Consider the following 26,052-nt stretch of genomic DNA (forward strand, 5'->3'; position numbering starts at 1 on the left):
CCGCTGGTGGACCCCATTGTCAGTGGCGGGTTCTACCTTCGGTGGCATGACTCAGCAGGGGGTGCGCTGGACCGCGGACCAGGTGCTGGCACTGGCGCCTGACGCCGCATCACGCAAAGCGGGAAGCAAACTCGGCGCGGCAGGGCCGTGGTCCGAGGCGGGGAGTTCCGACGAGGGGACGGTGTGGGGGCTGTGCAAGGGCAGCGGAAGCAGGCCGTATCAGACGGTCGTGGACATCGCGGACGCCTCCGGGCCCGCCTACAAGTGCAGTTGTCCGAGCCGCAAGGTCCCGTGCAAGCACGCTCTCGGACTGCTGCTGCTCTGGGCGGGGGGCGACGGTGCGGTGCCGGCGGGAGAGCCACCGGAGTGGGCCGGGCAGTGGACAGCGGGGCGGCGCGGGCGCGTGGAGGAGGAGAAGACCGGGCACGGCTCGGAGTCAGCGTCCGGGCCCGCTGATCCGGAGGCGGCGCGACGTCGGGCGGAGCGCCGGGCCGAGCGGGTCACGGCGGGCGCGGTGGAGTTGGAGCAGCGTCTCGCGGATCTGCTGCGGAGCGGCCTGGCGACGGCGGAGCAGTCCGGTTACGGCCTGTGGGAGGAGACGGCGGCCCGCATGGTCGACGCTCAGGCGCAGGGCCTTGCCGCGCGCGTCCGGGAGCTCGGGGCGATCCCGTCGACCGGACCGGGCTGGCCGGTGCGTCTGCTGGAGGAGTGCGCGCTGCTGCATCTCCTCGGCCAGGGCTGGCGGCGACGCGAGCGTCTTCCGGACGGCCTCGCCGCCACGGTCCGCTCCCGGATCGGCCTGCCGGCCTCCGCGGACGGCCCGCCGCTGCGGGACAGCTGGCTGGTCCTCGCCCAGTACGACACGACGGACCCGCGTCTGACGACCCGCCGCACCTGGCTGTACGGCACCGCCTCGAAGCGCACGGTGCTGCTCCTTTCGTACGGTGCCGCCGGCCGCGCCCCGGAGCCGGCGCTGCCGACGGGGCTGTCGCTGGAGGCCGAGGTGTCCGCGTACCCGGGCGCCGGGCAGCCGCGGGTGGCCCTGGGCGAACGGTTCGCCCCACCTGCGCCGACGGCGATACGTCCGCCGGGCGTGACGGCGTCCCAGGCGGCCGCCCGCTACGGCGACGCCCTGCGCGACGACCCGTGGCTGGATTCCGTCCCGGTGACGCTGGGCCGGGTGGTCCCGGCCCGGGACGGCGACTCCTGGCAGCTGGTGGACACCGACGAGGACGCCGGGTTGCCGCTCACCCCTGCCGCGCGCTCCAGGCCGGGCCTGTGGCGGCTCGTCGCCCTGTCGGGCGGGGCCCCGGTCCGGGTCTTCGGCGAATGCGGCCACCAGGGCTTCACGCCGCTGACGGCCTGGCCCGAGGGCCCTGGCGATCCGGTCGTCCTGTGCTGAGCCGGCCCCACCACCCGGCCACCGGCCCCGCCCGCAGCCGGTGCGGTCCGCCCCACCCCTCCCACAGATCCACGAATCTTTCAGGCATCACGGGACAACCGGTAAGGGTGACCCTTCAACCACCCCCGGGCGTCCCGCAGAAGGGAAGCTCATGACCAGGACCTCCGCTCCTGTGGACGCGCCCGTCACGGGCACCTGGGAGGGGCTCGTCACCACCGCGCTGCTCGGCACCGACCGGCGTACCCCGCCGGGCACCGCCCCGGGCCAGGACGCGGCGACGGCCCTGCTGGACGCCGCGGCCGTGGAGACCGTACGGCGACGGGCCGGTCTGCGTGCGGCCCGGGCGACGGAGCGTCCGCAACCTGCCCCAAAGGACCCGCGTCCGACGCTGCCGCCGGCGGCCGCCCGCAGGCTCGCCGTGCTGCTGGCCGACCGCCCCGGCCCGTCCGGCGGCGGCCGCCGGGGCACCGCGCCCGACCTGAGGGAACTGCTGCCGCAGTGGCTCGCGGTGGCGAACGCCCGTGGTTTCGCACCGCCTCCGCAGGCGCTTCCCGCGCTGCTGGACGCGGCCCGGGGGCGTACCGACCTGCGTCCGGCGGCACTGGAGTTCGCCGGGCCGCGGGCCCTGTGGCTGGCGCGACTGAACCCGGACTGGCGGTTCGCCCTGCGCTCGACACCTGGCGGCGGAGCGGCCCTGCCGCACCTCGAGGACGACGACAGGATCCAGCAACTGTGGCAGGAGGGCCTGTTCGCCGAACGGGTCGCCCTCCTGTCCGCGCTGCGCTCCCGCGACCCCGCCGCCGCCCGCGACCTGCTCGCGACGACCTGGGCGACGGAACGGGCCGAGGACCGGCTGATGTTCCTCGACTCCCTGCGCGCGGGCCTGGGCCCGCACGACGAACCGTTCCTGGAGCAGGCCCTGGCCGACCGCAGCCGCAACGTCCGGGCGACGGCGGCGGAGCTGCTGTCGGCCCTGCCGGGGTCGGCACTCGCCGCGCGGATGGCGGTCCGGGCGTCGGCGTGCGTGGCCATCGACCACACGCGGGCCGCGCGGGCCGCGGAAATCCCGACCACCGCCCAGCCCCCGGGGACCACCGGGACGGCACCGACGATCGTCGTCGAAGCGCCGCACGAGTGCGACACGAGCATGGAGCGCGACGGTGTCGTGGCGAAGGCGCCGACGGGACGGGGTGAACGGTCTTGGTGGTTCGGCCAGTTGGTGGAGGCGGCACCGCTCGGCAGCTGGTCGCGGCGGCTGGGCGGCCGGACGCCCGGGGAGATCGTGGCGCTGCCGGTGGCGGACGACTGGCAGGGCGAACTGCACGCGGCCTGGTGCCGGGCGGCGGTGCGTCAGCGGGATGCCGAGTGGTCACGGGCGCTGCTCGGCGAGCCCTCGGCACCGGAGGCGGGCGGCCCCGGCGCGGTCTCCCTGGCCGAACGCGCCAAGCTGCTCGGCACGCTGGGCGCCGCCGAACGGGCCGAGTGGGTGGCCGGCTTCATAGCCGCGCACGGCCTGTCCGAGGCCTTCCAGTTGCTCGGGGTGTGTGCGGTCCCCTGGGCTCCTCCGCTCGGCCGGGCGGTGGTGGACGCGCTCAACATCGCTCGGGACGCGGGGAGTTATCCATGGAGTTTCAGCGGAGTCATGGGCCTGGCCGAGCGCTGCCTCGACCCGTCCGAGGCGAGCCGTCTCGACGCCCTGCTGGCCGTCCCGGACGAACCGGAGAACGCGTCACCCGGGGCGGGTGGCTACTGGGCGGAGGCCTTTCAGCGCCTGGTCACGACCCTGCGCCTGCGCGCGGCGATGACGGAGGAACTGGGAGCGGCGTAGGGCCCGCCCACGCCACGCAGCCGACAGCAACCGGCGCCGAGCCGGCCGCCGCCACCATCGACACAGGCACAGGCACAGGCACAGGCACCGAGCCGACCACAGGGCGAGACGCCCACCCTCACAGCTCCGTCGGCACAGGCCGCACAGCACCCCCGACCACGACGGCCCCGGTCGGCCGAAGGGGCCCTGCGGCACACCTCTCAGCCGGCCGAAACCACCCCGGCCAGGCCGCCGGAGGCCTACGCCCCGGCCGGCTGGCGGACGTTCGCCCGGACCCAGTCCACGATCGACTGCGTCGTCGCGCCGGGCGTGAAGATCTCGGCGACGCCCTTCTCCTTCAGCAGGGGAATGTCCGCTTCGGGGATGATCCCGCCGCCGAAGACCAGGATGTCCTCCGCGTCCCGCTCCCGGAGCAGGTCGATCACCGCAGCGAAGAGCGTGTTGTGCGCGCCGGAGAGGATGGACAGCCCGATCGCGTCGGCGTCCTCCTGGAGCGCCGTGTCGACGATCTGTTCGGGGGTCTGATGGAGCCCGGTGTAGATGACCTCCATACCGGCGTCGCGCAGGGCACGCGCGATCACCTTGGCCCCGCGATCGTGGCCGTCGAGCCCCGGCTTGGCCACCACCACGCGGATCGGACCGGCTGCCACACCCATCACTGCCTCCATGAAGCGACTACATCCATCCGTACCGACAAGTACCGCACAGATCCTTCGCGTAGTACACGCCGAACACACCGCTCGGGCCGCCGCCCACCGCACCTGCTGCGGCGCCACGGCACGGACGCCCCGCCCCGAACCGCCCGGGCAAGTGAACGAACGTTATCTCCAGCATCCCGCAACCGGCAGTTTCACGGCGCAGACCGAGGGGGAAATCACACGATGGGACAAGCGCGAGGGGAGCCGCTGCGAAGTCGCCCGATCGCCGCACCACCCACCACACCCGGCGGCGGTACGGCACTTCGGCGAAGTCACGCAGGGCCGGTACAGCAGGCAGGACACGCACGGCGCGTCAGCGAGGAGCCTCGTCACCCCACCGACCGGGGACCTCGCCGCACCACCGGCGTCACATACGCCTCACGCCACGCACTGTCCCCGCAGCTCACACCGCTCACCCGGTTGTCGGCCGTCTTCGCAGTTGCTTTCCACGAGGGCACACGGGGGGCGGAGCCGTCCTGCCGCGTGTCGACAGGAGGTCGGCCATGAAGGTCACCAGGGCTGCTCTGCCCTTTCTTCCGGTCTGCCGGCGCCTGCTGCCGGGCAGGCTCTCGACGGCGCTGCTGAAGGCAACCGCCCTCGAGTTCGCGATCCTGGCCGGGCATCTCCTCCTCTATCCCTCCGGCATCACTCAGGAGCGCCGCGCCCCCGCCCCCGCTCTGCCCACGGACGGCGCCCCCCAACTGCCGACGGAGGCCAAGCCCCCGGTCGTTCTGCTGCACGGCTTCATCGACAACCGCTCGGTGTTCGTACTGCTGCGCCGCAGCCTCGCCCAGCACGGCAGGCAGCAGATCGAGTCCCTCAACTACTCGCCGCTGACCTGTGACATACGGGCCGCGGCCGAGCGTCTCGGCCGGCACATCGAGGAGGTCTGCGAGCGCACCGGGGCCCCGCAGGTCGATGTCGTGGGGCACAGCCTCGGCGGCCTGATAGCGCGTTACTACGTCCAGCGGCTCGGCGGCGACACGCGCGTGCGGACCCTCGTGACGCTCGGCACGCCGCACTCGGGCACCCGAGTGGTGCCCCTCGCCGACGCACACCCCATCGTGCGCCAGATGCGCCCCGGCTCACCGGTGCTCGAGGAGCTCACTCTGCCCGCCCGTGACTGCCGTACGCACTTCGTCAGCTTCTGGAGCGACCTGGACCATGTGATGGACCCGCCGGAGACGGCCTGCATCGACCATCCCGATCTGTCGGCGCAGAACGTGCGGGTGACCGGCATCGGTCATCTCGCCCTGCCTGTGCACCCCGCCGTCGCCAACGGAATACGGCAGGTTCTCGACACGGCCCGCCCGGGCGAACCGTCCGCCGGCCGGACCGGCGGACTGACGGTGGCCTGAGACTCGTCATACAGCCGACGCACCGCCTCGGCGCCCCCATCGGCCTCGAACAAACTTCGAACACAGGGCCAAACCCGCGCCCGCAGTCCGCCAAAACACGGCCGAATGCCCGTTTCCTGCGCGCGTGAAACCTGCCGAAGATTGTCGTGCCCGCGTACCGCCGGGTACAGTCGCCGCACTGCTCTGGCAGCCCCTGTTGTCGAGGCGAAAGAGAAGTTGGTGAACGACCGTCACCCGTCGGGGACCATGACCCCGGCCCCGGCTTCCGACGCCGACTCGGCGCACTACGCGTCGTACGGCACCCAGGAAGCCCAGTACGGCGACCTCACCACGTACGGCGACTACGCCGCCACAGGTTTTGCCTCCACCGGTACCGACGGCGGAAATTTTGAAGCCAACGGGCACGCCACCACGAGTTTCGCCACGGACCCCCTCTTCGGCGACATGCCGGGCAGCGGCCACGGCACGGGCGCGTACGACACCGGCAACTGGCATACGGGTACCCACGAGAACCCGAACTACGACGCGTACGCGGCCCAGCACCACGCCGCCTACGACACCGGCGTCTACGACACGACCGCGTGGACGGCCGAGCAGCAGCCGATGTCGGTCATCCCGTCGCAGGCCGCGGCTCCGGACGCCACCGGGCAGTGGGAGTCCGGCGCTTGGTCCCAGCCCGACCAGTCCGGCAACCCCGCCGACCACACCCAGCAGTGGGAGTGGGGCACGCAGGCCTTCGACACGGGCGCCTACGACGCCACACAGTGGAACTCCGACGGCGCCGCCCCCGCACCGGCCCCCGACGGGTACGAGCAGGGGGCCGAGACCTTCGAGCAGCACGAGACGGTGACGTTCGACCAGCTCGAGACCGCCACGTTCGAGCAGATCGGCTCCGACGGCCACGACGACCCCGCCGCCACCGGTGAACTGGCCGCCGTGGGACCGCTCCTGGACGGCCAGGAAGAGGTCGCGCCCCCCGCTTCCCGGGCGGCCTCGCGCGCCGGGTCCCGCTCCCGCCGCCGTACGCCCCCCAAGCGCTCGGCGCTGATGAGCATCGCGGTGCCCTCTGCGTGCGTGATGGGTGTCGCCGGGATCGCGGCCGCCTCCGTGGGCAGCCTCACCGAGGACAGCGCCGCCGAGGCGCAGACCACCGCGGCGGACGCGCAGCCCGTGAAACCGGCCGCCGCCAACAACAAGTTGGACACGCAGCTGCAGAGCCTCGCCGCCGGCGCCGACGATTTCGCCGACCGGGCCAGCCGTACGCAGGAGCGCATCGACCTCAAGGCCCAGCAGGTCGCCGAGAAGAAGCGGGCGGCGGAGGAGGCGGCCCGCAAGGAGCGGTTGCGCCCGAAGTTCGCCCTGCCGGTGGCGGAGCACGGACTCAGCGCCTACTACGGCCAGTCCGGTATCAACTGGATGTCCCTGCACACCGGCATCGACTTCCCCGTCTCGTACGGCACGACCGTGATGGCCGCGACCGACGGCACCGTGCGCACCCAGTGGAACAGCGCGTACGGCAACATGATGATCGTGACCGCGAAGGACGGCACAGAGACGTGGTACTGCCACCTCTCCACCTACACGGTCCCCTCGGGTACGACCGTGAAGGCCGGCGATCCGATCGCGCGCTCCGGCAACTCCGGCAACTCCACCGGCCCGCACCTGCACTTCGAGGTGCGTCCGGCCGGCGGCTCGGCGATCGACCCGCTTCCGTGGCTGCGCAGCCACGGCATCAACCCGACGTAACGTCCCGGCAGTCTCCGGCCGCCGGGCGCGAGGCCCCCGCCGGCCCGGCCGACCGGGGGCAGCTCACCGTGCTACAGCTTCTCCACCGGCGCGTACCGCAGCAGCAGCCGCTTCGGCTTGGTCTCGCCGAAGTCGATGGTCGCCTCGGCGTTCGCGCCGGTGCCCTTGACCCCGACGACGGTGCCGAGCCCGAACTGGTCGTGGGTGACCCGGTCTCCGACCGCCAGTGAGACCACCGGCTTCTCGGAGGTGCGGCGCGTGGCGAACCCGGACGCGCCCGAGGCCGACGAACGCGAGCGGGAGGAGGACAGCGAGGACGCCACCGCCGAGACGGGCCCGGAGGACGCGGGCGCGGTCGCACCCGTGCGCTTCCACTCCATGTGAGCCGGCGGGATCTCCTCCAGGAACCGGGAGGGCGGGTTGTAGGACGGCTGGCCCCAGGCGCTGCGCAGCGTGGACCGTGTCAGGTACAGCCGCTCCCGCGCGCGCGTGATGCCGACGTAGGCCAGGCGGCGCTCCTCCTCCAGCTCCTTGGTCTGGCCGAGGGCGCGCATGTGCGGGAAGACGCCGTCCTCCATGCCGGTCAGGAAGACGACCGGGAACTCCAGGCCCTTGGCGGTGTGCAGGGTCATCAGCGTGATGACGCCGTCGCCGTCCTCCTCGTCGGGGATCTGGTCGGAGTCGGCGACCAGGGCGACCTGCTCGAGGAACTCGGACAGCGTGCCCCCCGGGGCGGCGGCCCCTGAGGTCTCCGCGCCCTCGCCGCGCTCCTGCTCGAACTCCATGGCGACGGCGGCGAGTTCCTGGAGGTTCTCGATCCGGGTCTCGTCCTGCGGGTCCGTGGAGGCCTGCAACTCGGCGAGGTACCCGGTGCGTTCCAGGATCGCCTCCAGCACGGTGGCCGGTCCGGCGCCGGACTCGACGATCGTACGGAGGTCCTCCATCAGCGTGTTGAACCGCTTGACGGCGTTGGTGGAGCGCGCGGCCATGCCGTACGCCTCGTCCACGCGCTTGAGCGCCTGCGAGAAGCTGATCTTCTCCCGCTGGGCCAGGGCGTCGATCATCGCCTCGGCGCGGTCGCCGATGCCCCGCTTGGGGACGTTGAGGATCCGGCGCAGCGGGACCGAGTCCTCGGGGTTGGCCAGCACGCGCAGGTAGGCCAGGACGTCCCGGACCTCCTTGCGCTCGTAGAAGCGGACGCCGCCGACGACCTTGTAGGGCAGGCCTACGCGGATGAAGATTTCTTCGAAGACACGGGACTGGGCGTTGGTGCGGTAGAAGACGGCGACGTCGCCGGCCTTCGCCTCACCCGCGTCCGTGAGGCGGTCTATCTCGTCGGCGACGAACTGCGCCTCGTCGTGCTCGGTGTCGGCGACATAGCCGGTGATCCGCGCGCCCTCGCCGGCGTTGGTCCACAGGTTCTTGGGGCGGCGGGACTCGTTGCGCTCGATGACCGCGTTGGCCGCGCTGAGGATGGTCTGGGTGGAGCGGTAGTTCTGCTCCAGCAGGATCGTCGTCGCGTCCGGGTAGTCCTCCTCGAACTGGAGGATGTTGCGGATCGTCGCGCCGCGGAAGGCGTAGATCGACTGGTCTGCGTCGCCCACCACGCACAGCTCGGCGGGCGGGACGTCGTCCGGGCCCGGCGGTACGTCGACGGGGTGCTCGGAGGTGCCGACGAGCTCCCGGACGAGGGCGTACTGGGCGTGGTTGGTGTCCTGGTACTCGTCCACCAGCACGTGCCGGAAGCGGCGGCGGTAGTGCTCGGCGACGTCCGGGAAGGCGCGCAGCAGGTTGACCGTCGTCATGATCAGGTCGTCGAAGTCGAGGGCGTTCGCCTCGCGCAGCCGCGACTGGTACATCGCGTAGGCCTGGGCGAGGGTCTTCTCGAAGCCGTCGGTGGCCTGGGCGGCGAAGTCCTCCTCGTCGATCAGCTCGTTCTTCAGGTTGCTGATCTTGGCGCTGAAGGACTTGGGCGGGAAGCGCTTGGGGTCGAGGTCCAGGTCGCGGCAGACCAGGGCCATCAGGCGCTTGGAGTCGGCGGCGTCGTAGATCGAGAAGGAGGATGTGAAGCCGAGTTTCTTGCTCTCCCGCCGCAGGATGCGGACGCACGCACTGTGGAACGTCATGACCCACATGGCGTTCGCCCGCGGGCCGACGAGCTGCTCGACGCGCTCCTTCATCTCACCGGCGGCCTTGTTGGTGAAGGTGATCGCGAGGATCTGGCCCGGGTGCACGCCCCGCTCGGCGAGCAGGTGGGCGATGCGGTGCGTGAGCACGCGGGTCTTGCCGGAGCCGGCGCCGGCCACGATGAGCAGCGGGGAGCCGGAGTGGACGACGGCGGCGCGCTGGTTGTCGTTCAGCCCCTCCAGGAGGGCGGCGGTGTCCACCACCGGGCGCGGGGCGCCGTCGCGGTAGTAGGCGTCCCGGTCCGGCGGCGCGTCGAACTTCCCGCCGAACAGATCGTCCGGAAGCGGCTCCGGAGCGTGATCGTCCTCGGGCGGCGGCGGGGGCTCGTCCGCGGGGCCGCGCTGGGCCTGGAGGTCCGCCAGGAAGCTGTCGTCAAAGAGGCTGCTCATCGCTCTCCGAGTCTAGGGCGCCCCACTGACAGCCCGCCGCCACCCCGGAGACATCACCCGCTCATGCGGGCCCCGCCGATCGGACGCCTGGCGCGTTATCACCCTCAAGAACCGCATGATCACGCCTCGCTACTCCCGCCGCAAATGCGGACGACTCGCAATCAACCCTCCGCGATTACTCACTCTCAGCAAGGCCCTGGACTGAGGTCACGAAAATGTATCGGGCATATCACCCACCAACCTTCACAAGGACCACACGAGTTGGCTACGGTGCGACCGGGCCGCATGACCCTCACCGGCGAACGTCGCCGGGCCGCGCGGCCTCCGCCGAGTCCGGCGTGCCGCAGCGGCAGCCGGAGCCGGGGACCCAACCGAGGACCTGGGGTGAATCGGCCCGGCTCCGCATCCGGAGAAGGCCGTAGGGCAACCCTTCCGAACCACCCGCCCGAACCCGACAGCTAACCCGGTAGGCGGACGATGGAAGGAGTCGCCTCCCTTGGCGTCGCACCGCAAGTCGCGTCCTACGGGTACGCGCGTGGCAGGCATACGGACCCCCGCCCTCGCAACGGCGGCCCTCACCTCCGTGGCCCTGCTGTCCCAGTCGGCCAACGCCGCCCCCGAGGCCGACGAGAAGCCCAGCCTGGAGGAAGTCGAGAAGAAGGTCGACGACCTGTACCGCCGGGCCGAGTCGGCGACCGACAAGTACAACGCGGCCAAGGAGAGGACCGCGAAGCAGCGCAAGCGCGTCGACACCCTCCTCGACGACGTCGCGCAGCGCGCCCAGAAGCTCAACGAGGCGCGGGACGAGCTGGGTTCCCTCGCCTCCGCCCAGTACCGCACCGGCGCCTCCGCCCCGGACACGGCGACGTTCCTGCTCGCGGACACCCCGCAGGACTACTTCGACCGGACCCAGCTGATGGACCGGATGACCGGCCGTCAGAAGGAAGCGGTCGACGACTACGTCACCCAGCAGTCCGAGACGATGAAGAAGCGTCAGGAGGCCACCGAGAGCCTTGAGGCGCTGACCGAGTCGCAGAGCGACCTGAAGACGGCCAAGGCGACCGTCCAGAGGAAGCTGGCCGACGCACGCGAGCTGATGTCGAAGCTGACCGCCGAGGAGAAGGCACGGCTCGCGGCGATCGAGAAGCAGAAGCAGGAGGAGGCCGCCCGCCAGGCCGCCGAGCTGGCCCGGCAGCAGGCCGCGCAGCACAAGGCGCAGGAGGAAACCACCCAGCAGCAGGGCAGCGACTCCGCGTCCGCGGGCTCCGGCTCGTCCTCCTCGATTGTCCCGGCCGACTCCTCGTACGCCACCAAGGCCGACAAGGCGCTCGCCTTCGCCCGCGCCCAGATCGGCAAGCCGTACGTCTGGGGCGCCGTCGGCCCCGGTTCCTACGACTGCTCCGGCCTCACGCAGGCCGCATGGAGGGCCGCGGGCGTGACCCTGCCCCGCACGACCTACGACCAGGTCGGCGCCGGCACCACGGTCCCGCTCTCCCAGGCCCAGCCCGGCGACCTGGTCTTCTTCTACGACGACCTCGCCCACGTCGGCATCTACATCGGCAACGGCATGATGATCCACGCCCCCAAGCCCGGCACCTATGTGCGCGAGGAGTCGGTCTACTACGACGGCGAGTCGGCGATCCACAGCGTGGTGCGGCCGGCCTGAGAGTCTCGTACGTTTTCGAGGGGCACGCGCGCGTGCCCCTCCCGTAACGCCCACGCCGCTCTCTAGCATCGGCGCTATGTCCGGTCCCTCCCCGTTTGCCACCTGGTGGGCGACGTATGCGCTGGCGACCGGCACCGTGTCGGTCGGTCTCGACTCGGCGGGGTACGGGATCCTCTCCCGCGTCGCCCTCGCCCTGGCCTGCGCGGCCTGGCCGGCGTCGGCCGCGAGCCTCGTCCAGCGGGCGCGCGGCGGGTGGAGAGCGGAGGTTCCGGCCGTGCTCACCACCGTGGCGGCGACCGCCGTGCTCGGCACCGGCTTCTCTGCGGCCGGAGCGCAGGCACCGGCCTGCGCCCTGCTGGTGCTCGCCGCACTGCCCTGGGCGGCGCTGCTCGCCGTGGAGGTCAGGGAGCGGCGCGGCACCGTGTTCCTGCGCTGTGTGGCCACCCAGGGCCTCGCCGTGCTCGCCGCCACGCTCGCCGCGGCCGAGTCGGCGGCCTGGCTCGCGCACGCGGCCCTGGTGCTGTTCTGGCTGGGCCTCGCGCTCTGCTGCTTCGCCCTGTTCCGCTTCCAGCCCCGGCAGGTGGAGGAGGGACGCGGGGACCAGTGGTTCGCGGCCGGCGCGCTCGCCGTCTCGGCGCTGGCCGGAGCGAAGCTCCTCGGCGCCGACAGCGCGCACCTGTACCTCTGGAACGAGGACGGCAGCAGTGCCCTGCGCACGACTACCGTCATCCTGCTCGTGCTCGCCCTGGTCTGCTGCGTCGCCCTGCTCGTCGCCGAGCTCTTCTGGCCCCGGCACCAGTACGACGTCCGGCGCTGGGCGACCGTGTTCTGCGTGGCCGTGACGGCGGCGGCGGCTCTCGCGACCGCCGCCGCGCTCGATGTCCCCTGGCTCGACGGCGCCGGGGAAGCACTGCTGTGGATCGCGGTGGCCGTGTGGCTCGGGTGCACGGCCTGGGCGGTCGCCGCCGCCCGGTCCGCCCGGGTCAGGTCCAGAGCACGGCGATGAAGATGTTCGCCGTGGTCAGCAGCCCCACCAGGCCGAAGAGGCCCTTGTCCACCTTCTCGTCGTCGCGTTTCACATAGACCAGGCCCAGGATCACGATCAGCAGCGCCAGCTTCACGCCGATCTTGATGTTGTTCACGGACTGGTCGTCGGCCTGGTTGAGGCCGACCAGGATCACACCGGTGACCAGCATCGTCAGCGCGCCGTGCAGCATCGCGGGGGTGTAGCGGGCGGTGCCCTCGCGCATCGCCTTCATCTGGGTGAGGAAGCCGCCCAGGAGCGAGGCGATGCCGATGATGTGGAGACCGACGAAGAGGTGGATGAGTACGTCCATGAGGCCGGAGCCTAATCAGGGCCTTCCAGGCCACCCGGCACCGGCCCACCGGTGCATATATGCGCCCCATAGCATCCGATCACCCTCATTCGCCCATGATTCGACACATCGGTCATCACGCTGAGTGAAGCCGATTGTGCCGAGGTGGGATCGCGGTCACATACGGTCACCACCAGTCCTCTCGGGACAGTTCCGCGCACCCGCCACCGGCCGGCCACCACTCGGTTTAGCGTCCTCCCCCAGGTGACCGGCTCCCCACCGCCGCCCGGGCCAGGGGCGGCAGTCGGGCACCACCGCCGAGAAGGTCCGGCGGCGGTCCGCTTCCCCTGTGCGGACCGTCGCCGGACGCGCGCAGGCCGCTGTCCGCTCCCCAGGCGGCCGTGCGCACTCACCGGCGGCCGAGGAAAGGACGTGGCCTCCAGTTGGCAGCGCACCGCAAGCCCCGACAGCGCTCGATGGGTGGCAGCAAGGCCCGTACGGCCGCCACGATCGCCCTCGCCGGCGCGGCGACGGCGACGGGCTTCGACGGAACCGGGCACGCCGAACCGCAGCTCACCCCGGGCCAGGTCAAAGCCAAGGTGGACAAGCTGTACCAGGAAGCGGAGGTCGCCACCGAGAAGTACAACGGCGCGAAGGAGGAGGCCGAGGCGGCCGGGCGGCGGCTGAAGGGCCTCCAGGACCAGGCGGCGCGCAAGGAGGAACGGCTCAACTCGGCCCGCGAGACGCTCGGTTCGGTCGCCGCCGCGCAGTACCGGGCCGGCGGCCTCGACCCCGCGATGCAACTCGCCCTGTCCGACGATCCCGAGCGGTACCTGGAGAACGCCGAGTTCGTCGAGCGGGCCGGCAACCGGCAGAACGCCGCCGTCACGCGCGTGCGCCGGCAGCTGAGGGAGATCGAGCAGCTGCGCGGGGCCGCCCACATCGAGCTGACGTCCCTGAAGTCGCGGCAGACGGATCTGCAGCGGCACAAGAAGACCGTCACCGGCAAGCTGGGTTCCGCGCGGCAGCTGCTGTCCCGGCTCAGCGCGCAGGAACGTTCCCGACTCGGCGAGGCACCGGGCACGGACCGCGCCTCACGCTCCTCAACGGGCCCGCGGGACACACTGGCCGCTCCGGGATCCACCGCGTCCCAGGCGCCCAACGCCCGCGCGGCCGCCGCCGTCTCCTACGCCTACCAGAAGCTCGGCAGCCCCTACGTCTGGGGCGCGACCGGCCCGAACGCCTTCGACTGCTCGGGCCTCGTCCAGGCCGCGTACCGCTCCGCGGGCGTCTCCCTGCCCCGCACGACGTACTCCCAGATCGCCGCCGGCCGCCGCGTCTCCCGCTCCGAACTCCTCCCCGGCGACCTAGTCTTCTTCTACGCCGGCATCAGTCACGTCGGCATCTACGTGGGCGACGGGCGCATGATCCACGCCCCGAACCCCTCGGCGCCGGTTCGCATCGCCCCGCTCGCCGAGATGCCGTACGCGGGGGCGACACGGGTGGTGTGACCGGGCCGGTCACACCAGCCGGCGAGCCGTCGCCCAGCGGGTCAGTTCGTGCCGGTTGGACAGCTGGAGCTTCCTGAGGACCGCCGAGACGTGCGACTCGACGGTCTTCACGGAGATGTACAGCTGCTTGGCGATCTCCTTGTACGCGTAGCCCCGGGCGATGAGCCGCAGCACCTCGCGCTCGCGCTGGGTGAGGCGGTCCAGGTCCTCGTCGACCGGCGGGGCGTCCGTGGAGGCGAAGGCGTCCAGGACGAACCCCGCGAGCCGCGGGGAGAAGACCGCGTCGCCTTCCTGGACGCGGAAGATGGAGTCCACGAGGTCCGTGCCGGTGATGGTCTTGGTGACGTATCCGCGGGCTCCGCCGCGGATCACGCCGATCACGTCCTCCGCCGCGTCCGAGACGGACAGCGCCAGGAAGCGGACGGGCTGTTCGGTGCCGCCCATCAACGGGGCGCAGCGGCGCAGCACTTCCACCCCGCCGCCGCCCGGGAGGTGCACGTCGAGGAGCACCACCTCGGGCCGGGTCGCGGTGATGACCGTGACCGCCTGGTCGACGTCCGCGGCCTCGCCGACGACCTCCACACCGGTCTGCTCGGTCTGCCCGATCTCGGCCTGGACCCCGGTGCGGAACATGCGGTGGTCGTCCACGAGGACCACGCGCACGTGACGCCCGGGGCCGCCGCCCGACTCCGCGGGTGCGGCCGCCTCCGCCGATCCCGCCGTACCGTTCGCCTCGGTCGGGTCGCTCATGACGTCTTCTCCGCCCTCTCCATCTCCAGCTCGACCTCCGTGCCGCCGTCGGGCACCGCGCGCAGTCGCGCCGTCCCGCCGTTGCGCTCCATGCGGCCGATGATCGATTCTCTGACACCCATCCGGTCGGCGGGTATCGAGTCGAGGTCGAAGCCGGGACCGCGGTCCCGGACGGACACGAAGACCGTCTTCCCCTCGACCTCGGCGTAGACCTGTACGGCTCCGCCCTCGCCACCGTACTTGGCGGCGTTCACCATTGCTTCGCGTGCGGCCTGCATCTGTGCGCCGATCCCCTCGTCCAGCGGGCAGTCGCCCACGACCACGACCTCGATGGGCACGCCGTGCTTGTCCTCCACCTCGGCCGCGTTGCGCCGCACGGCGTCGGCGAGCGTGGTGGGTTCGTCGGCCTCGTCCTTGCCGGTGCCCTCGGGCTTGTAGAGCCAGGTGCGCAGGTCGCGCTCCTGGGCGCGGGCGAGGCGGCGCACCTCGTTCGCGTTCTCCGCGTTGCGCTGGATCAGGGTGAGGGTGTGCAGCACCGAGTCGTGCACATGGGCGGCGACCTCCGCGCGCTCCTGGGCGCGGATGCGCATCAGACGCTCCTCGGAGAGGTCCTGCGTCATCCGCACCAGGTACGGCCCGGCGAGGAGCGTGATCCCGACGAGGACCGCGAGGGCCGCCTGCAGGACGGAGCCGAGGTGAGCGGCGGAGCCCTGCAGGACGAAGATGCCGGAGACGCCGGCCGTCACCAGCAGCACACCGCCCACCGAGCGCAGCAGTGTGACCGTGCGCCTGCGGCGGCCCACCTCGGCCCAGCGGGCGCGGCGGGCGTTGTCCGCCTGCCGCCAGACCAGGGCGACACCCGCGCCGACGAGCACCATCGGCCAGAGGTACACCCTGGCTCCGCCGCTGAGATTCACGTTGCCCACGAAGACCATGGCGACGACGACCATGAGGAGCAGCGCCACGATCTGGCCCTTGTCGGGCCTGCGCGTGACGAGTCTGCGCCGCCCGTCGGGCGAGGCCTCCGTGGCGACCAGCGACGGCGGCTTCTGCGCGTCGACCCCGCCGACCCCGAGCGGGACGAAGAACCAGAACGCGGCGTACAGCAGCGCACCGAGGCCGTCAGCCATGAACAGGCCCACGAATACGAGCCGTACCCAGATCACGGGCAGCCCGAGATGCCCCGCGAGCCCCCGCGCCACACCACCGAGCCAGCGTCCGTCGCTGCTGCGGTAGAGCTTGCGCGGCGGCCGCGGCTCGGCGAGGGGCGCTGCTGCGGCTTCCGACATGCCATTGATGGTCACATGGCCGGGAAGCCGGAGCATCAGGGTCGGTCCCGGATACTCCCCTGATCTCCGAAAGCCTCCCCTCGAGCGCTTCCCGAGCCGTGTCTCGGGGCCGATATCAGGGTCGGTCCAGGGTCGTTCCGACTGCCGTCGCGGCGCCGCGCCCGTCACCATGGACCCATGACCGATCACGAGCACGCCGCGACGGGTCCGGGACCCGGTCCCGGCCCGCGCCCCACGCCGGGCGCAGGGCCGCAGGGTGCCGCGCCCGCCGCGCCGGCCGGCCCCGCCGGGGAAGCCGTCCCGGCCGGGCCGGCCCACAGGTTCCGTCGCGACCGCCGCCACAAGACCCTGGCCGGTGTCTGCTCCGGGCTCGGGCGGCAGTGCGACATGGACCCGGTGATCTTCCGCATCACCCTCGCGGTGCTCTCCGCCACCGGCGGTATCGGCCTCCTCTTCTACGGCTTCGCCTGGCTCTTCGTCCCGTACGACGACGAGGACGAGAACGAGGTGCGCAAGCTGCTCACCGGCCGCGTCGACGGCCAGGCCCTCGCCGCCGTACTGTTCGCGCTGGTCGGCTGCGGAGTGTTCCTGACCATGCTGAACAACGGCGGGGTGCTGACCTTCGCCGTCGTCCTCTCCCTCCTCCTCGCGGGCTCCGGCCACTGGTCGCGCCAGCGGGGCACCCCCGGCCCCGACCCGTCCCCAAGCTCTCGGCTGCGCTCGGGCAGGGGAGCCCCCATCGCCGCCCAGGCCGCCGCCGACGCCCCGCCGGAGCCGAAGGCGCCGCCGGTGTTCACCACCTACCCCTCCTGGTGGCGCGACCCGATCGTCAAGGACGGCACCCACATCGGCGGCACGGGCTATCTGTGGGGCCCCCGCGACACCCGCGACCTGGACATCGCGGCGGCCGTCGACATCAGCCTCGGCACCCAGCCCGGCGCGCACGAGGACACACCCGCCCCGCGTCCCCAGCCGCCGAAGCCCCGCGGCCCCCGCTGGATCGGCGGCTGGGTCTTCCTCCTCGCCCTGCTCGCGGGGGCCCTGGGCACCAGCCTGACCTGGGACGGCCATCCGCTCGGCACCAGCCTGCAGACGGGCCTGTCCTGCGCCCTCGCCGTCCTGGGCCTGGGCATAGCGATCAGCGCCTTCCTGGGCCGCACGGGAGCGGGTTCGATCCTCCTGGCGATCGTCACGGCCGGCCTGCTCGCCGGCTCGGCGGCCCTGCCCAAGGACATCGACACGCACTGGGCCCGCACCACCTGGCAGCCCGCCACGGTGGCGGACGTACGGGGGCAGTACGAACTGGGCACCGGCGTCGGCACCCTGGACCTGACCGAGCTGGACCTGACCGGGAAGCAGACCGTGACCGTACGCGCCGATGTCGGCGTGGGCCGGGTGGAGGTGCTCGTGCCCGAGGAGGTGACCGTGCGGCTGAGCGTCGACGTGGGGATCGGCGACCTCCAGCTGCCCGGTGACGACCCGAAGGACGTGGACGTGCGGCCGGACCGGCACCAGGAGACCACCCTCTCCCCCGCCAAGGGCGTCGAGAAGTCAGGCACCATCGACCTGCATCTCCAGGTCGGCATGGGACAGGCGGAGGTGACCCGTGCTGCGGCATGAACTCCAGCCCGGAAAGCTGCTGGCCGGCACCGTCCTCACGGCTGCGGGGGTCCTGTACGCCGGTGACGCGGGCGGCGCCTGGGAGATCCCCTGGTTCGCGGTGATACCCCTCGTCACGGCCGGACTGTGCCTGGCGGGCGCGGTGGCGTTCCTGACGGGCCGGGCACGGCGACGCCGTGAGGCGGGCCGTGCGGGCACGGACATGGCTTGACGGCGAACGAGGGTGACGGCCGGAGGCCCGCTACCGGTACTCGCCGCTCCGCTGCCGTCGCCTCGCCCGTCGCGCGGCGTCCACGGACAGCAAGGGCGCGCCCGCCAGCACGAGGGGGATCCAGGACATGAGGTAGGCGAGGTCGTTGCCGTAGTAGTACGGGTCGGAGGCCCAGCTCACGGTGAGCCACAGGCTGAGGGAGATCAGCGCGCCGCCGAGTGCGGCCAGACGGGCGAACAGACCGAGCAGGGTACCGATGCCGACGGCCAGTTCTCCGAAGGCGATGGCGTAGCCGAAGCCGACCGGGCTCTTCAGGGAGAGGTCGACCAGGGCGGGGATGGCGGAGGAGTCGCGCACGGCCCGCATCATGTCGCCGAGCGACCCGGCGCCGGAGTCCCTCATGAAGGCGCTGTCGGTGAGTTTGTCCAGGCCGGCGTAGATGAAGGTGACCCCGAGGAAGACGCGCAGGGGGAGGAGGGCGTAGCGGGTGGCGGTGTCCCGCCAGTCTCCTCCGCCACCGAAGCGCCCGGTGGGGTGTGTGTCCGTTCGCATACCGTGAGTCATCACTGCTGGCCGCCTCTCGCCCGCCGGTGCCGGGACCCCCTCAGCTGACCATACGTACGTCAAACCGTCGTCGCTCAATCCTGTTGCGCGGGGCTTTCATCGCCCCAGCGGCACGACGGCCCAGCCAGGGCGCCCACAGCGGGAGTCACAACGCGCCGCCCGCACCCCCGGATGCACGCACGGGGCCGTGTCGGGGGGTGTGCCCGCAGCGGTTGGCGCGAGGCGCCGGCGCGCAACCCCACCGGAGCCGAAGGAACGACCCTCACTCGGTCACGTCCACCGCATACCGGTTCGTCTCCGCCCCCGCCGCCGTGACCACCTGCACCTCCACCCGCCCCGGCTCCACATCCGCCGGGACCGGCACCGTCAGCAGCGTGTCCGTCGGGTTGCGGAAGCCACCCGGCACCGGCACCAGCGGCACGTGGACGTGCACCGCACCCACCCGCACGACCATCCGCGCCAGCCGGTCGGCCCCCTGCGCACCCGGCGGCACGAACCCCGCGCCCCGGATCTCGATGTCGTCCCCCGTGCGGATCGGCGCGTCCAGATCGCCCGCCTCCCGGGCCCGCACCACGGAGTGGATGACCGGCCGGCCGCCCTCCGCGTACTTTCCGGCCAGATACGTCGCCGCCGACACCAGGACGACCACCGCCGGCCCCCACGGCAGATCGGGCAGCTGGTCCGGCCGCCTGGCCAGCCGTACCGCCGCGAAGACCAGGACGACGGCGCTGATCACGACGTACTGGATGTCGGCGAAGGTGCCCCGCCCCGCGTCGTCGGTCAGCAGGTCGGCCGCTCGCGGCCGGTCGGCGCGCACCTTCTGCAGCCGCTGCCCCAGCACGCGCACCCCGACGACGCGCCGCACGACCACGGCGATCCCGCACACCACGGCGAGCACGGTCACGACCCCGGCGCCCCGGGCGAGTTCCAGCCCGGAGATCAGCGCATCCCGCTCCGGGGGCCGCGAGGCGGCCGCGAGCCGCCCGGCGAGCACGAGCACCGAGTAGGCCACGAACAGCACCCACGCCGCGGCGACCGTACGGGACGTGGACAGCCGGTTGTCCTCGCCGATCACGGGCGCCAGCGCGCCGCCCTTGGCCCGGTGGAACCACGACGCGGCCGTCACCGTGGCGGCCACCACCAGCGCCGCGGCCAGTCCGGCCGTCCGCGCCGACGTCCAGCCCGCACCGATCGCGGTGAGGGCCTGTCCGAGCAGCAACACCACGACGGCCGCCCAGACCACACCGGCCGTGCGGCGCCACAGGCCCGTCAGCCAGGCCTGGCCTTCGGCCCGTCCCCGCTCGGCGACGAGTGCCGCGGACTGGGCGAGTTCCTCCGAGATCCACTGGCGGGAGGCCGAGGCGGAGTGGGCGACCGCGGCCGGCAGTCCCTGCCCGGCCGCGAACTCGTCGCGCCTGCGCACAAACGCGGCGACGGCCCGCCGATGCCCCTCCCGCGCCCCGTGCGGGCAGTCCCCGCAGGCGCACCCACCGCCGTGAGCACCGCCGGGCCCGCCCGGCTGACCACCCCCGTAAGGGCCGGCATGAGAACCCGCGTACGCACCCGCGTCCGCGCCGCCCTGTCCCGCCTCCCGCACCGCCACGCCCGACGCCCGCCTTCCCGCGACCCAACCACCGCCGGCCTTCCGGACCCCGGAAACACCGCTGTGCAACTCCCCTGCGACGACAGCGAATTGTGCCCTACGCCACCCGGTCCGCGTCCGCTCGGTCCGGTCAACCCGGGTGAAGTTCGGCGGGCCGTGTTGACCTGGCTGCGAGAATTCCGCCATAGCCGGGATCCAGCGGGATATCCAGCGTGACGGGACCTGGGCCTTCCACGGCACCACCGCCCCGCATCGAGCCCGGTCCGCACCGCTCCGTGCCGCTGTTCCGGCAGCCGTCGACGTCCACCGCCGGACGGTACGGATCGGCCGCGTCCGGTAACCGCCCGCCTGTCGTCCGGAGCAGGAGTGGCCGAGTACATCGCCGGGGAGATCCGCCGCGCGCTCCACCAGGTCCCCCGAGGAGCCGGCGAGGCCTCGCCTGACCCGACAGGCCCTAACCCAGCAGGTCCGGCTCGCTCCGGCTGATGTCCTGCCACATCGGCTGGTAGTTGATCCACGCCACCAGGTCGCCGCCCAGCTGCTCCCGCGTCGCCACCGCCATCCGGTGGTCGATGCGGACCGGCCGCCCGGCCGCCTGCGCGGTCAACTGGACCTGGCAGGACCGCTCCATCGACACGAACCACCAGGCCGCCGCGTCCACCGAGTCGCCGACGGTCAGCAGCCCGTGGTTGCGCAGCACGAGCGCCTTGCGGGAGCCGAGCGCGGCCGCGATCCGCCGGCCCTCCTCGGCGTCGACGGCGACGCCGATGTACGTGTCGTAGAGGGCGTGGTCCTCGTAGAAGGCGCAGCTCTCCTGCGTGATCGGCTCCAGCAGCTCGCCGAGGGCCGCGAGCGCCCGGCCGTGCACCGAGTGGCAGTGGGCGACGGCCACCACGTCGGGGCGGGCGGCGTGGACCTGGGCGTGCACGGTGAAGGCCGCCTGGTTGACGTGGTATCGGCCCTCGACGACCTGGCCGTCCTGGTTGGCCAGCACGAGGTCGTTGACGGTGACGTGCCGGAAGGGCATCCCGAACGGGTTGACCCAGAAGCAGTCGGTGTACTCCGGGTCTCGGGCGGTGATGTGCCCGGACACGCCGTCCTCGAAGCCGAGCCGCCCGAAGATCCTGAGGGCGCCCGCGAGCCGTTCCTTGCGGTGCCGGCGCTCGTCGTCGACCGACTCGTGCATCGGCGGCATCGCGAACCGCAACCGGTCGGTGGGCAGCGGCAGGGGCGGGGTGGGCCCGTGCATAGGTCCTCCAGCGCTGGTGCTCCGTACGGGGCGGAAGTTACCGCCGGGGAGGTAGGGCAGAACAGAACCGTTCTGTGAAGATGGAACGAGCGCCCCTGTGAGTACCCTGTGCGCACCTTTTCGCGCCCGGTCTCCCGGACCCCACGAATAGCCGACAGAAGATGTCGGATTTCGGCGCCACACTCTCCGTATGACAGCGAACTGGGCGGCTTTCGCCACCGCCGAACCGAATCTGGCCGGCACCGTCGAGAAGCGGTTCGGCGCCTACACGCACCACATCCTCGCCACCCTCCGCAAGGACGGTTCGCCCCGCACCAGCGGCCTGGAGGTGCGGTTCCTGAACGGCGAACTGTGGCTCGGCATGATGCCGGGCTCCCTCAAGGCGCTCGACCTGCGCCGCGACCCGCGCTTCGCGCTCCAGGCGAACCCCGGGGAGGGCACGGGCATGGGCGGCGGCGACGTCCGGATCAGCGGCCGGGCGATCGAGGTCGACGACGCGCCGGCCAAGGCCGGATACGTCGAAGAGGTGGAACCGCCGGGGTCGTTCCACCTCTTCCGGACCGAGCTGACGGAGGTCGTGAGGACCTCTGTCGAGGCCGACACCTACCTGGTCGTCCAGGTCTGGAAGCCCGGCGAGCCCCTGCGCACGATCAAGCGCACGTAGGGGTCACTCCCACTCGATCGTCCCCGGCGGCTTGGAGGTCACGTCGAGGACGACGCGGTTGACGTCCTTGACCTCGTTCGTGATGCGCGTGGAGATCCGGGCGAGGACCTCGTACGGCAGACGCGACCAGTCGGCCGTCATGGCGTCCTCGGAGGAGACGGGGCGCAGGACGATCGGGTGGCCGTAGGTGCGACCGTCGCCCTGGACGCCGACGCTGCGGACGTCGGCGAGCAGGACCACCGGGCACTGCCAGATGTCGCGGTCGAGGCCGGCCGCCGTCAGCTCCTCGCGGGCGATGGCGTCGGCCTCGCGCAGCAGGTCCAGGCGCTCCTTGGTGACCTCGCCGACGATCCGGATGCCGAGGCCGGGGCCGGGGAACGGCTGTCGCTGGACGATCTCCTCCGGCAGGCCGAGCTCCTGGCCGACCATGCGGACCTCGTCCTTGAACAGCTTGCGCAGCGGCTCGATCAGCTCGAACTCGAGGTCCTCGGGCAGGCCGCCCACGTTGTGGTGGGACTTGATGTTGGCCGTGCCGGTGCCGCCGCCGGACTCGACGACGTCCGGGTAGAGCGTGCCCTGGACCAGGAACTCGACCGCGGGGCCCTCGTCGGCGATGATCTCCGCCTGCGCCTGCTCGAAGACCCGGATGAACTCACGGCCGATGATCTTCCGCTTCTCCTCGGGGTCGGAGACCCCGGCGAGCGCCTTGAGGAACCGCTCCTCGGCGTCCACGACCTTCAGCTGCACGCCGGTCGCGGCCACGAAGTCCTTCTCGACCTGCTCGGTCTCGTCCTTGCGCATCAGGCCGTGGTCGACGTACACGCAGGTCAGCTGGGAGCCGATGGCCTTCTGCACGAGGGCGGCGGCGACGGCGGAGTCCACACCGCCGGACAGACCGCAGATGGCGCGCCTGTCGCCGACCTGCTCGCGGATGGCGGCGACCTGCTCCTCGATCACGTTGCCCGTGGTCCAGGACGGGGTCAGGCCCGCACCCCGGTAGAGGAAGTGCTCCAGCACCTGCTGCCCGTGCGTGGAGTGCATCACCTCGGGGTGGTACTGGACGCCGTAGAGCTTCTTCTCGTCGTTCTCGAAGGCGGCGACCGGCACGACGTCCGTGGAGGCCGTGACGGAGAAGCCCTCGGGGGCGGCGGAACAGGCGTCGCCGTGGGACATCCAGACGGCCTGCTCGGCGGGGGTGCCCTCGAACAGGGTGGAGGACACCTTGGAGACGTGCAGGTCGGTGCGGCCGTACTCGCGGGCGCCGGTGTTGTCGACAGTGCCGCCGAGAGTCTGCGCCATCAGCTGGAAGCCGTAGCACATGCCGAAGACGGGGACGCCGGCCTCGAAGAGTGCGCGGTCCAGGCGCGGGGCGCCTTCCTCGTAGACCGAGGAGGGGCCGCCGGAGAGGATGATCGCCGCGGGGTTCTTGGCGAGGATCTCCTGGACCGGCATGGTGCTCGGCACGATCTCGCTGTAGACCCGCGCCTCGCGGACGCGACGGGCGATGAGCTGGGCGTACTGCGCGCCGAAGTCGACGACCAGGACGGTGTCGGCGGCGTTGGCAGCGGGAGTCGCTGATGACACGGGGTGCCTTCCGGCGGTGGGGCGGGGGTCTTGTGCCACCCGATTCTACCGAGGTGCTCGTGGGGAGCGTCCCGCCCACGGACCGCCCGGGCTCCGGGCCCCGCATCTCACGATGCGAACCCGTTTGGACACCGCATCGGCCCGGGGCATACTGGCGCCATGTTCACGCACCCGACCTTCCGCTTTACCTATGGCATCCGGCCCGCCGGCTGCCGTGGTCGTGCTGCTTGAGCAACTGACAAGCGACTTCCCAGGCGCCCCGGGCCGACAAGGCCCGGGGCGCCTGTCGTCGTCCGGGCCCTGCCGCCCCGGGGCACCCCTTGACGACGAGGAGCCCCTCCATGACCGCCATCGACGTGACCGGCGCCCGTACCCCCGAGGCCGCCGACGTGATCACCGGTGCTCGTGAGCGCATCGACGCGCTCGACGACCGGATCATCGGCCTGATCCAGGAACGGGTGGCCGTCTCCGCCGTCATCCAGGAGGCACGGATCAACTCCGGCGGCCGGCGCGTGAACCTCTCCCGCGAGATGGAGGTCCTCGGCCACTACAGGGAGGCGCTGGGCAGGCCGGGCACGGCCCTCGCGATGACCTTGCTGGAGCTGTGCCGCGGCAAGATCTGAATTTGCGTTCCCGGGACAGACGTACGCATCGCCCTCACCCGCAGGGCGCGTGACCGTCCTGCGCTCCGCCTCGTTGGTCCCGGTGCCCGTGTCGGCCAGGGGCGGGCCCGAAAGAACCACGCGTGGCTCACTGGGGCGATGAGACGCACGGATCGTGCCGTGTGTCGTGGGACCTCGCTCCAGGGAAGTGACCGGACGGCAGGGGACAGCAGCCCGGTCACCCAAGAGAACGGTCGGCTCCGGGGACGCCCGGAGCCGGCCGACAGACCTGCCGAAAATGCGCAAGCCCGGGTCAAACGGTTGCGGGCGCCGCGTCCAGCACGATGCGTACCCAGTCGAAGTCCCCCTGCGGGCACCCGCATTGCCCCGTTGCCAGAGGGCGAGACCAGCGGCGCACCCCCCGGCGCCGCTTCCAGGCACCGGCGCCGCCCTGACGTCGGTGCTTCGAGAAGAAGGGCCCCGCGGCTCCACCCGGCGGGGCCCTTCGCTCTGCCTGGTGACCGTCGGACGGCTTTTCAGACACAAAGCACAGATCCGAGCCGGTGGTGAGCGCCTTCACGAGAAGGTCCGGTGTGACGCAGCCCACATAAGGATTCTGTGAACGTCAGCGCAACCATTCACAGGTTTCACGGATCAAACCTGCCGAACCAAGGGCCACACCCGCGCCCCACACGCGGAGGCCTCCCCCAACGTTCGTACCGCGTCTCGTGGTACGCCGGACTCTCCGAGGTCTTCATGAAGCTTCGCCGCGCCATGGCAGCAGCGGCCGCTACGGCGGTCATAGCCCCGGTGGCACTGCTCGCGGCACCGGCCGCGTACGCGACCCCCGAAACGTCGCCCGGCCCGAGCACCTCGGTGAGCGAGTCCGCTCCCGAGACGTCGCCCTCGCCGTCGGCGAGCGAGTCCACGCCCGAGACGACGCCGGCTCCGAGCGAGTCCGTGAGCGCGTCGGCTCCCGAGGCGACCGCGACCACGTCGGCCAGCGCGTCGACGTCGGCCAGCCCTTCTGCGTCTGCCTCCGCCAAGCCGAGCGAGCCCGCCGGCGGTGACGACGAGGAACTCCCGGACTGCAAGGAGGCCAGCATCTCCGTGGGCCTCTCCGGCTTCCCGGAGAAGATCGTCGCGGGCAGCGGCTGGAAGACGTTCAAGTTCAACGTCAAGAACACCGGCAAGACGGACATCGAGAGCCTCCAGGTCATGGCCACCGCGCTTTCCGCGTCGGACCTGGACTCGGAGGAGAACCAGCTCTTCGACAAGTACGCGCACTTCGAGTACCGCAACCCGAGCACCGGCAAGTGGACCAACGACTTCGCGGACACGGGCATCAACAACGGCTTCTTCTTCGGTGAGTTCCCGCTCGACGCCGGTCAGAAGGTCACCATCGATCTGCGTGTGAAGATCGACGCCGGCGCACCCGTGGGCGACAGCCTGGCGATCGCCGCCGGTGGCTATGACACCAGTGATGGTGACTGCTTCGAGAACGGTGACGTCTACCCGTTCCAGATCCTCAAGCCGGGCTCGAACCCAGGCGGGGTCGACGACGCCAAGCCGTCCGGTCAGAAGCCGCCGAAGGACCTCAAGCCGCAGGGTGAGGCCAAGCCGATCGAGGTCGAGGGCAACCTGGCCGAGACCGGCTCCAGCTCCGCCCTGCCGATGATCAGCCTCGTCGGCGGTGCCGCGGTGGTCGCCGGTGCCGGTGCGATCTTCGTCGTGCGTCGCCGCAAGGCCGGCGTGGAGGCGTAAGCCGGCGCGGCCGGCAGGCCGTGGCACCACACAGCAGAGGGACCTGCGCTC

At 71.9% G+C, this 26,052-nt stretch carries 21 protein-coding genes and 1 riboswitch; of the genes, 12 read left to right on the top strand and 9 right to left on the bottom strand.

Annotated features, from left to right (window positions below):
* The first annotated feature begins 46 nt into the window (after positions 1-46).
* Positions 47-1,402 (top strand): SWIM zinc finger family protein, encoded by a 1,356-nt coding sequence (locus ACWD1U_RS21530; protein WP_451109629.1) that lies wholly within the window; start codon positions 47-49, stop codon positions 1,400-1,402.
* Positions 1,403-1,553: 151 nt separating this feature from the next.
* The gene (locus tag ACWD1U_RS21535; protein WP_451109631.1) at positions 1,554-3,230 is read left to right on the top strand and encodes a DUF5691 domain-containing protein; all 1,677 of its coding nucleotides are present in this window, start codon (positions 1,554-1,556) and stop codon (positions 3,228-3,230) included.
* A 239-nt stretch (positions 3,231-3,469) separates the two neighbouring features.
* On the opposite strand, the gene ACWD1U_RS21540 is transcribed toward ACWD1U_RS21535, so the two are convergent.
* Positions 3,470-3,886: a cobalamin B12-binding domain-containing protein gene (locus tag ACWD1U_RS21540; protein WP_451109632.1), complete on the bottom strand. Its 417-nt coding sequence runs from the start codon at positions 3,884-3,886 to the stop codon at positions 3,470-3,472.
* A gap of 545 nt (positions 3,887-4,431) precedes the next feature.
* Here ACWD1U_RS21540 and ACWD1U_RS21545 point away from each other — a divergent pair.
* Together ACWD1U_RS21545 and ACWD1U_RS21550 are read left to right on the top strand one after the other, a co-directional pair.
* Positions 4,432-5,286, top strand: a complete 855-nt coding sequence (locus ACWD1U_RS21545; RefSeq protein ID WP_451109634.1) for a lipase family alpha/beta hydrolase — start codon at positions 4,432-4,434, stop codon at positions 5,284-5,286.
* A gap of 219 nt (positions 5,287-5,505) precedes the next feature.
* The gene (locus tag ACWD1U_RS21550) at positions 5,506-7,032 is read left to right on the top strand and encodes a M23 family metallopeptidase (RefSeq protein WP_451109636.1); all 1,527 of its coding nucleotides are present in this window, start codon (positions 5,506-5,508) and stop codon (positions 7,030-7,032) included.
* 71 nt (positions 7,033-7,103) lie between these two features.
* On the opposite strand, the gene pcrA is transcribed toward ACWD1U_RS21550, so the two are convergent.
* Entirely contained in the window at positions 7,104-9,608 is a 2,505-nt protein-coding gene (gene pcrA / locus ACWD1U_RS21555) for a DNA helicase PcrA (protein WP_451109638.1), read from the bottom strand.
* Positions 9,609-9,923: 315 nt separating this feature from the next.
* A riboswitch (cyclic di-AMP (ydaO/yuaA leader) is annotated at positions 9,924-10,096 on the top strand.
* A gap of 8 nt (positions 10,097-10,104) precedes the next feature.
* Here pcrA and ACWD1U_RS21560 point away from each other — a divergent pair.
* Both ACWD1U_RS21560 and ACWD1U_RS21565 read left to right on the top strand, forming a co-directional pair.
* On the top strand, positions 10,105-11,274 hold the full coding sequence (locus ACWD1U_RS21560; protein ID WP_451109640.1) for an NlpC/P60 family protein: 1,170 nt from the start codon (positions 10,105-10,107) through the stop codon (positions 11,272-11,274).
* A gap of 76 nt (positions 11,275-11,350) precedes the next feature.
* Entirely contained in the window at positions 11,351-12,280 is a 930-nt protein-coding gene (locus tag ACWD1U_RS21565) for an SLAC1 family transporter (RefSeq protein ID WP_451109642.1), read from the top strand.
* Here the strand turns inward: ACWD1U_RS21565 and ACWD1U_RS21570 are convergent.
* Entirely contained in the window at positions 12,258-12,611 is a 354-nt protein-coding gene (locus ACWD1U_RS21570; protein WP_451109643.1) for a hypothetical protein, read from the bottom strand. The genes ACWD1U_RS21565 and ACWD1U_RS21570 overlap by 23 nt on opposite strands.
* Before the next feature lie 422 nt (positions 12,612-13,033).
* Between ACWD1U_RS21570 and ACWD1U_RS21575 the strand changes: the two genes are divergently transcribed.
* The gene (locus tag ACWD1U_RS21575) at positions 13,034-14,101 is read left to right on the top strand and encodes an NlpC/P60 family protein (protein ID WP_451109645.1); all 1,068 of its coding nucleotides are present in this window, start codon (positions 13,034-13,036) and stop codon (positions 14,099-14,101) included.
* Between the two features lie 9 nt (positions 14,102-14,110).
* Here ACWD1U_RS21575 and ACWD1U_RS21580 read toward each other — a convergent pair whose 3' ends face one another.
* Together ACWD1U_RS21580 and ACWD1U_RS21585 are read right to left on the bottom strand one after the other, a co-directional pair.
* The gene (locus tag ACWD1U_RS21580; protein ID WP_451109647.1) at positions 14,111-14,851 is read right to left on the bottom strand and encodes a LuxR C-terminal-related transcriptional regulator; all 741 of its coding nucleotides are present in this window, start codon (positions 14,849-14,851) and stop codon (positions 14,111-14,113) included.
* Positions 14,848-16,140, bottom strand: coding sequence for an ATP-binding protein (locus ACWD1U_RS21585; RefSeq protein WP_451109649.1), 1,293 nt, complete (start codon positions 16,138-16,140; stop codon positions 14,848-14,850). The genes ACWD1U_RS21580 and ACWD1U_RS21585 overlap by 4 nt, the downstream gene beginning before the upstream one ends.
* Positions 16,141-16,317: 177 nt before the next feature.
* Between ACWD1U_RS21585 and ACWD1U_RS21590 the strand changes: the two genes are divergently transcribed.
* Positions 16,318-17,760, top strand: a complete 1,443-nt coding sequence (locus tag ACWD1U_RS21590; protein WP_451109651.1) for a PspC domain-containing protein — start codon at positions 16,318-16,320, stop codon at positions 17,758-17,760.
* Positions 17,747-17,971, top strand: a complete 225-nt coding sequence (locus ACWD1U_RS21595; RefSeq protein ID WP_451109653.1) for a hypothetical protein — start codon at positions 17,747-17,749, stop codon at positions 17,969-17,971. The genes ACWD1U_RS21590 and ACWD1U_RS21595 overlap by 14 nt, the downstream gene beginning before the upstream one ends.
* A 30-nt stretch (positions 17,972-18,001) precedes the next feature.
* Here the strand turns inward: ACWD1U_RS21595 and ACWD1U_RS21600 are convergent, their stop codons facing one another.
* The 3 genes from ACWD1U_RS21600 to ACWD1U_RS21610 form a co-directional block, all read right to left on the bottom strand.
* Entirely contained in the window at positions 18,002-18,535 is a 534-nt protein-coding gene (locus tag ACWD1U_RS21600) for a DoxX family protein (RefSeq protein ID WP_451109654.1), read from the bottom strand.
* A gap of 262 nt (positions 18,536-18,797) precedes the next feature.
* Positions 18,798-20,138 carry a hypothetical protein gene (locus ACWD1U_RS21605; protein ID WP_451109655.1) on the bottom strand — a complete coding sequence of 447 codons (1,341 nt, stop codon included), beginning with the start codon at positions 20,136-20,138 and terminating at the stop codon, positions 18,798-18,800.
* Positions 20,139-20,592: 454 nt separating this feature from the next.
* Positions 20,593-21,387 carry a class II aldolase/adducin family protein gene (locus ACWD1U_RS21610; RefSeq protein WP_451109657.1) on the bottom strand — a complete coding sequence of 265 codons (795 nt, stop codon included), beginning with the start codon at positions 21,385-21,387 and terminating at the stop codon, positions 20,593-20,595.
* Positions 21,388-21,577: 190 nt separating this feature from the next.
* Here ACWD1U_RS21610 and ACWD1U_RS21615 point away from each other — a divergent pair, with 190 nt between their 5' ends.
* Positions 21,578-22,051 carry a pyridoxamine 5'-phosphate oxidase family protein gene (locus ACWD1U_RS21615; RefSeq protein WP_451109659.1) on the top strand — a complete coding sequence of 158 codons (474 nt, stop codon included), beginning with the start codon at positions 21,578-21,580 and terminating at the stop codon, positions 22,049-22,051.
* A 3-nt stretch (positions 22,052-22,054) separates the two neighbouring features.
* On the opposite strand, the gene guaA is transcribed toward ACWD1U_RS21615, so the two are convergent.
* Complete coding sequence (gene guaA, locus ACWD1U_RS21620) at positions 22,055-23,635, bottom strand: glutamine-hydrolyzing GMP synthase (protein ID WP_451109660.1); 1,581 nt, start codon at positions 23,633-23,635, stop codon at positions 22,055-22,057.
* A gap of 341 nt (positions 23,636-23,976) precedes the next feature.
* Between guaA and ACWD1U_RS21625 the strand changes: the two genes are divergently transcribed.
* Both ACWD1U_RS21625 and ACWD1U_RS21630 read left to right on the top strand, forming a co-directional pair.
* Positions 23,977-24,258: a chorismate mutase gene (locus tag ACWD1U_RS21625; RefSeq protein ID WP_451109661.1), complete on the top strand. Its 282-nt coding sequence runs from the start codon at positions 23,977-23,979 to the stop codon at positions 24,256-24,258.
* A 735-nt stretch (positions 24,259-24,993) separates the two neighbouring features.
* On the top strand, positions 24,994-26,001 hold the full coding sequence (locus ACWD1U_RS21630) for an LAETG motif-containing sortase-dependent surface protein (protein WP_451109663.1): 1,008 nt from the start codon (positions 24,994-24,996) through the stop codon (positions 25,999-26,001).
* Positions 26,002-26,052 lie beyond the last annotated feature (51 nt).

It is taken from the genome of Streptomyces sp. NPDC002788 (assembly GCF_053592115.1).

Excerpts from the sequence above, each read along its gene's own strand:
- ACWD1U_RS21615 (WP_451109659.1), top strand. The coding sequence starts at position 21,578 with ATGACAGCGAACTGGGCGGCTTTCGCCACCGCCGAACCGAATCTGGCC.
- ACWD1U_RS21565 (WP_451109642.1), top strand. The coding sequence starts at position 11,351 with ATGTCCGGTCCCTCCCCGTTTGCCACCTGGTGGGCGACGTATGCGCTG.
- ACWD1U_RS21540 (WP_451109632.1), bottom strand. The coding sequence starts at position 3,886 with ATGGGTGTGGCAGCCGGTCCGATCCGCGTGGTGGTGGCCAAGCCGGGG.
- pcrA (WP_451109638.1), bottom strand. The coding sequence starts at position 9,608 with ATGAGCAGCCTCTTTGACGACAGCTTCCTGGCGGACCTCCAGGCCCAG.
- ACWD1U_RS21530 (WP_451109629.1), top strand. The coding sequence starts at position 47 with ATGACTCAGCAGGGGGTGCGCTGGACCGCGGACCAGGTGCTGGCACTG.
- ACWD1U_RS21590 (WP_451109651.1), top strand. The coding sequence starts at position 16,318 with ATGACCGATCACGAGCACGCCGCGACGGGTCCGGGACCCGGTCCCGGC.
- ACWD1U_RS21570 (WP_451109643.1), bottom strand. The coding sequence starts at position 12,611 with ATGGACGTACTCATCCACCTCTTCGTCGGTCTCCACATCATCGGCATC.
- ACWD1U_RS21535 (WP_451109631.1), top strand. The coding sequence starts at position 1,554 with ATGACCAGGACCTCCGCTCCTGTGGACGCGCCCGTCACGGGCACCTGG.
- ACWD1U_RS21610 (WP_451109657.1), bottom strand. The coding sequence starts at position 21,387 with ATGCACGGGCCCACCCCGCCCCTGCCGCTGCCCACCGACCGGTTGCGG.
- ACWD1U_RS21600 (WP_451109654.1), bottom strand. The coding sequence starts at position 18,535 with ATGACTCACGGTATGCGAACGGACACACACCCCACCGGGCGCTTCGGT.
- ACWD1U_RS21585 (WP_451109649.1), bottom strand. The coding sequence starts at position 16,140 with ATGTCGGAAGCCGCAGCAGCGCCCCTCGCCGAGCCGCGGCCGCCGCGC.
- ACWD1U_RS21545 (WP_451109634.1), top strand. The coding sequence starts at position 4,432 with ATGAAGGTCACCAGGGCTGCTCTGCCCTTTCTTCCGGTCTGCCGGCGC.
- ACWD1U_RS21630 (WP_451109663.1), top strand. The coding sequence starts at position 24,994 with ATGAAGCTTCGCCGCGCCATGGCAGCAGCGGCCGCTACGGCGGTCATA.
- ACWD1U_RS21625 (WP_451109661.1), top strand. The coding sequence starts at position 23,977 with ATGACCGCCATCGACGTGACCGGCGCCCGTACCCCCGAGGCCGCCGAC.
- ACWD1U_RS21580 (WP_451109647.1), bottom strand. The coding sequence starts at position 14,851 with ATGAGCGACCCGACCGAGGCGAACGGTACGGCGGGATCGGCGGAGGCG.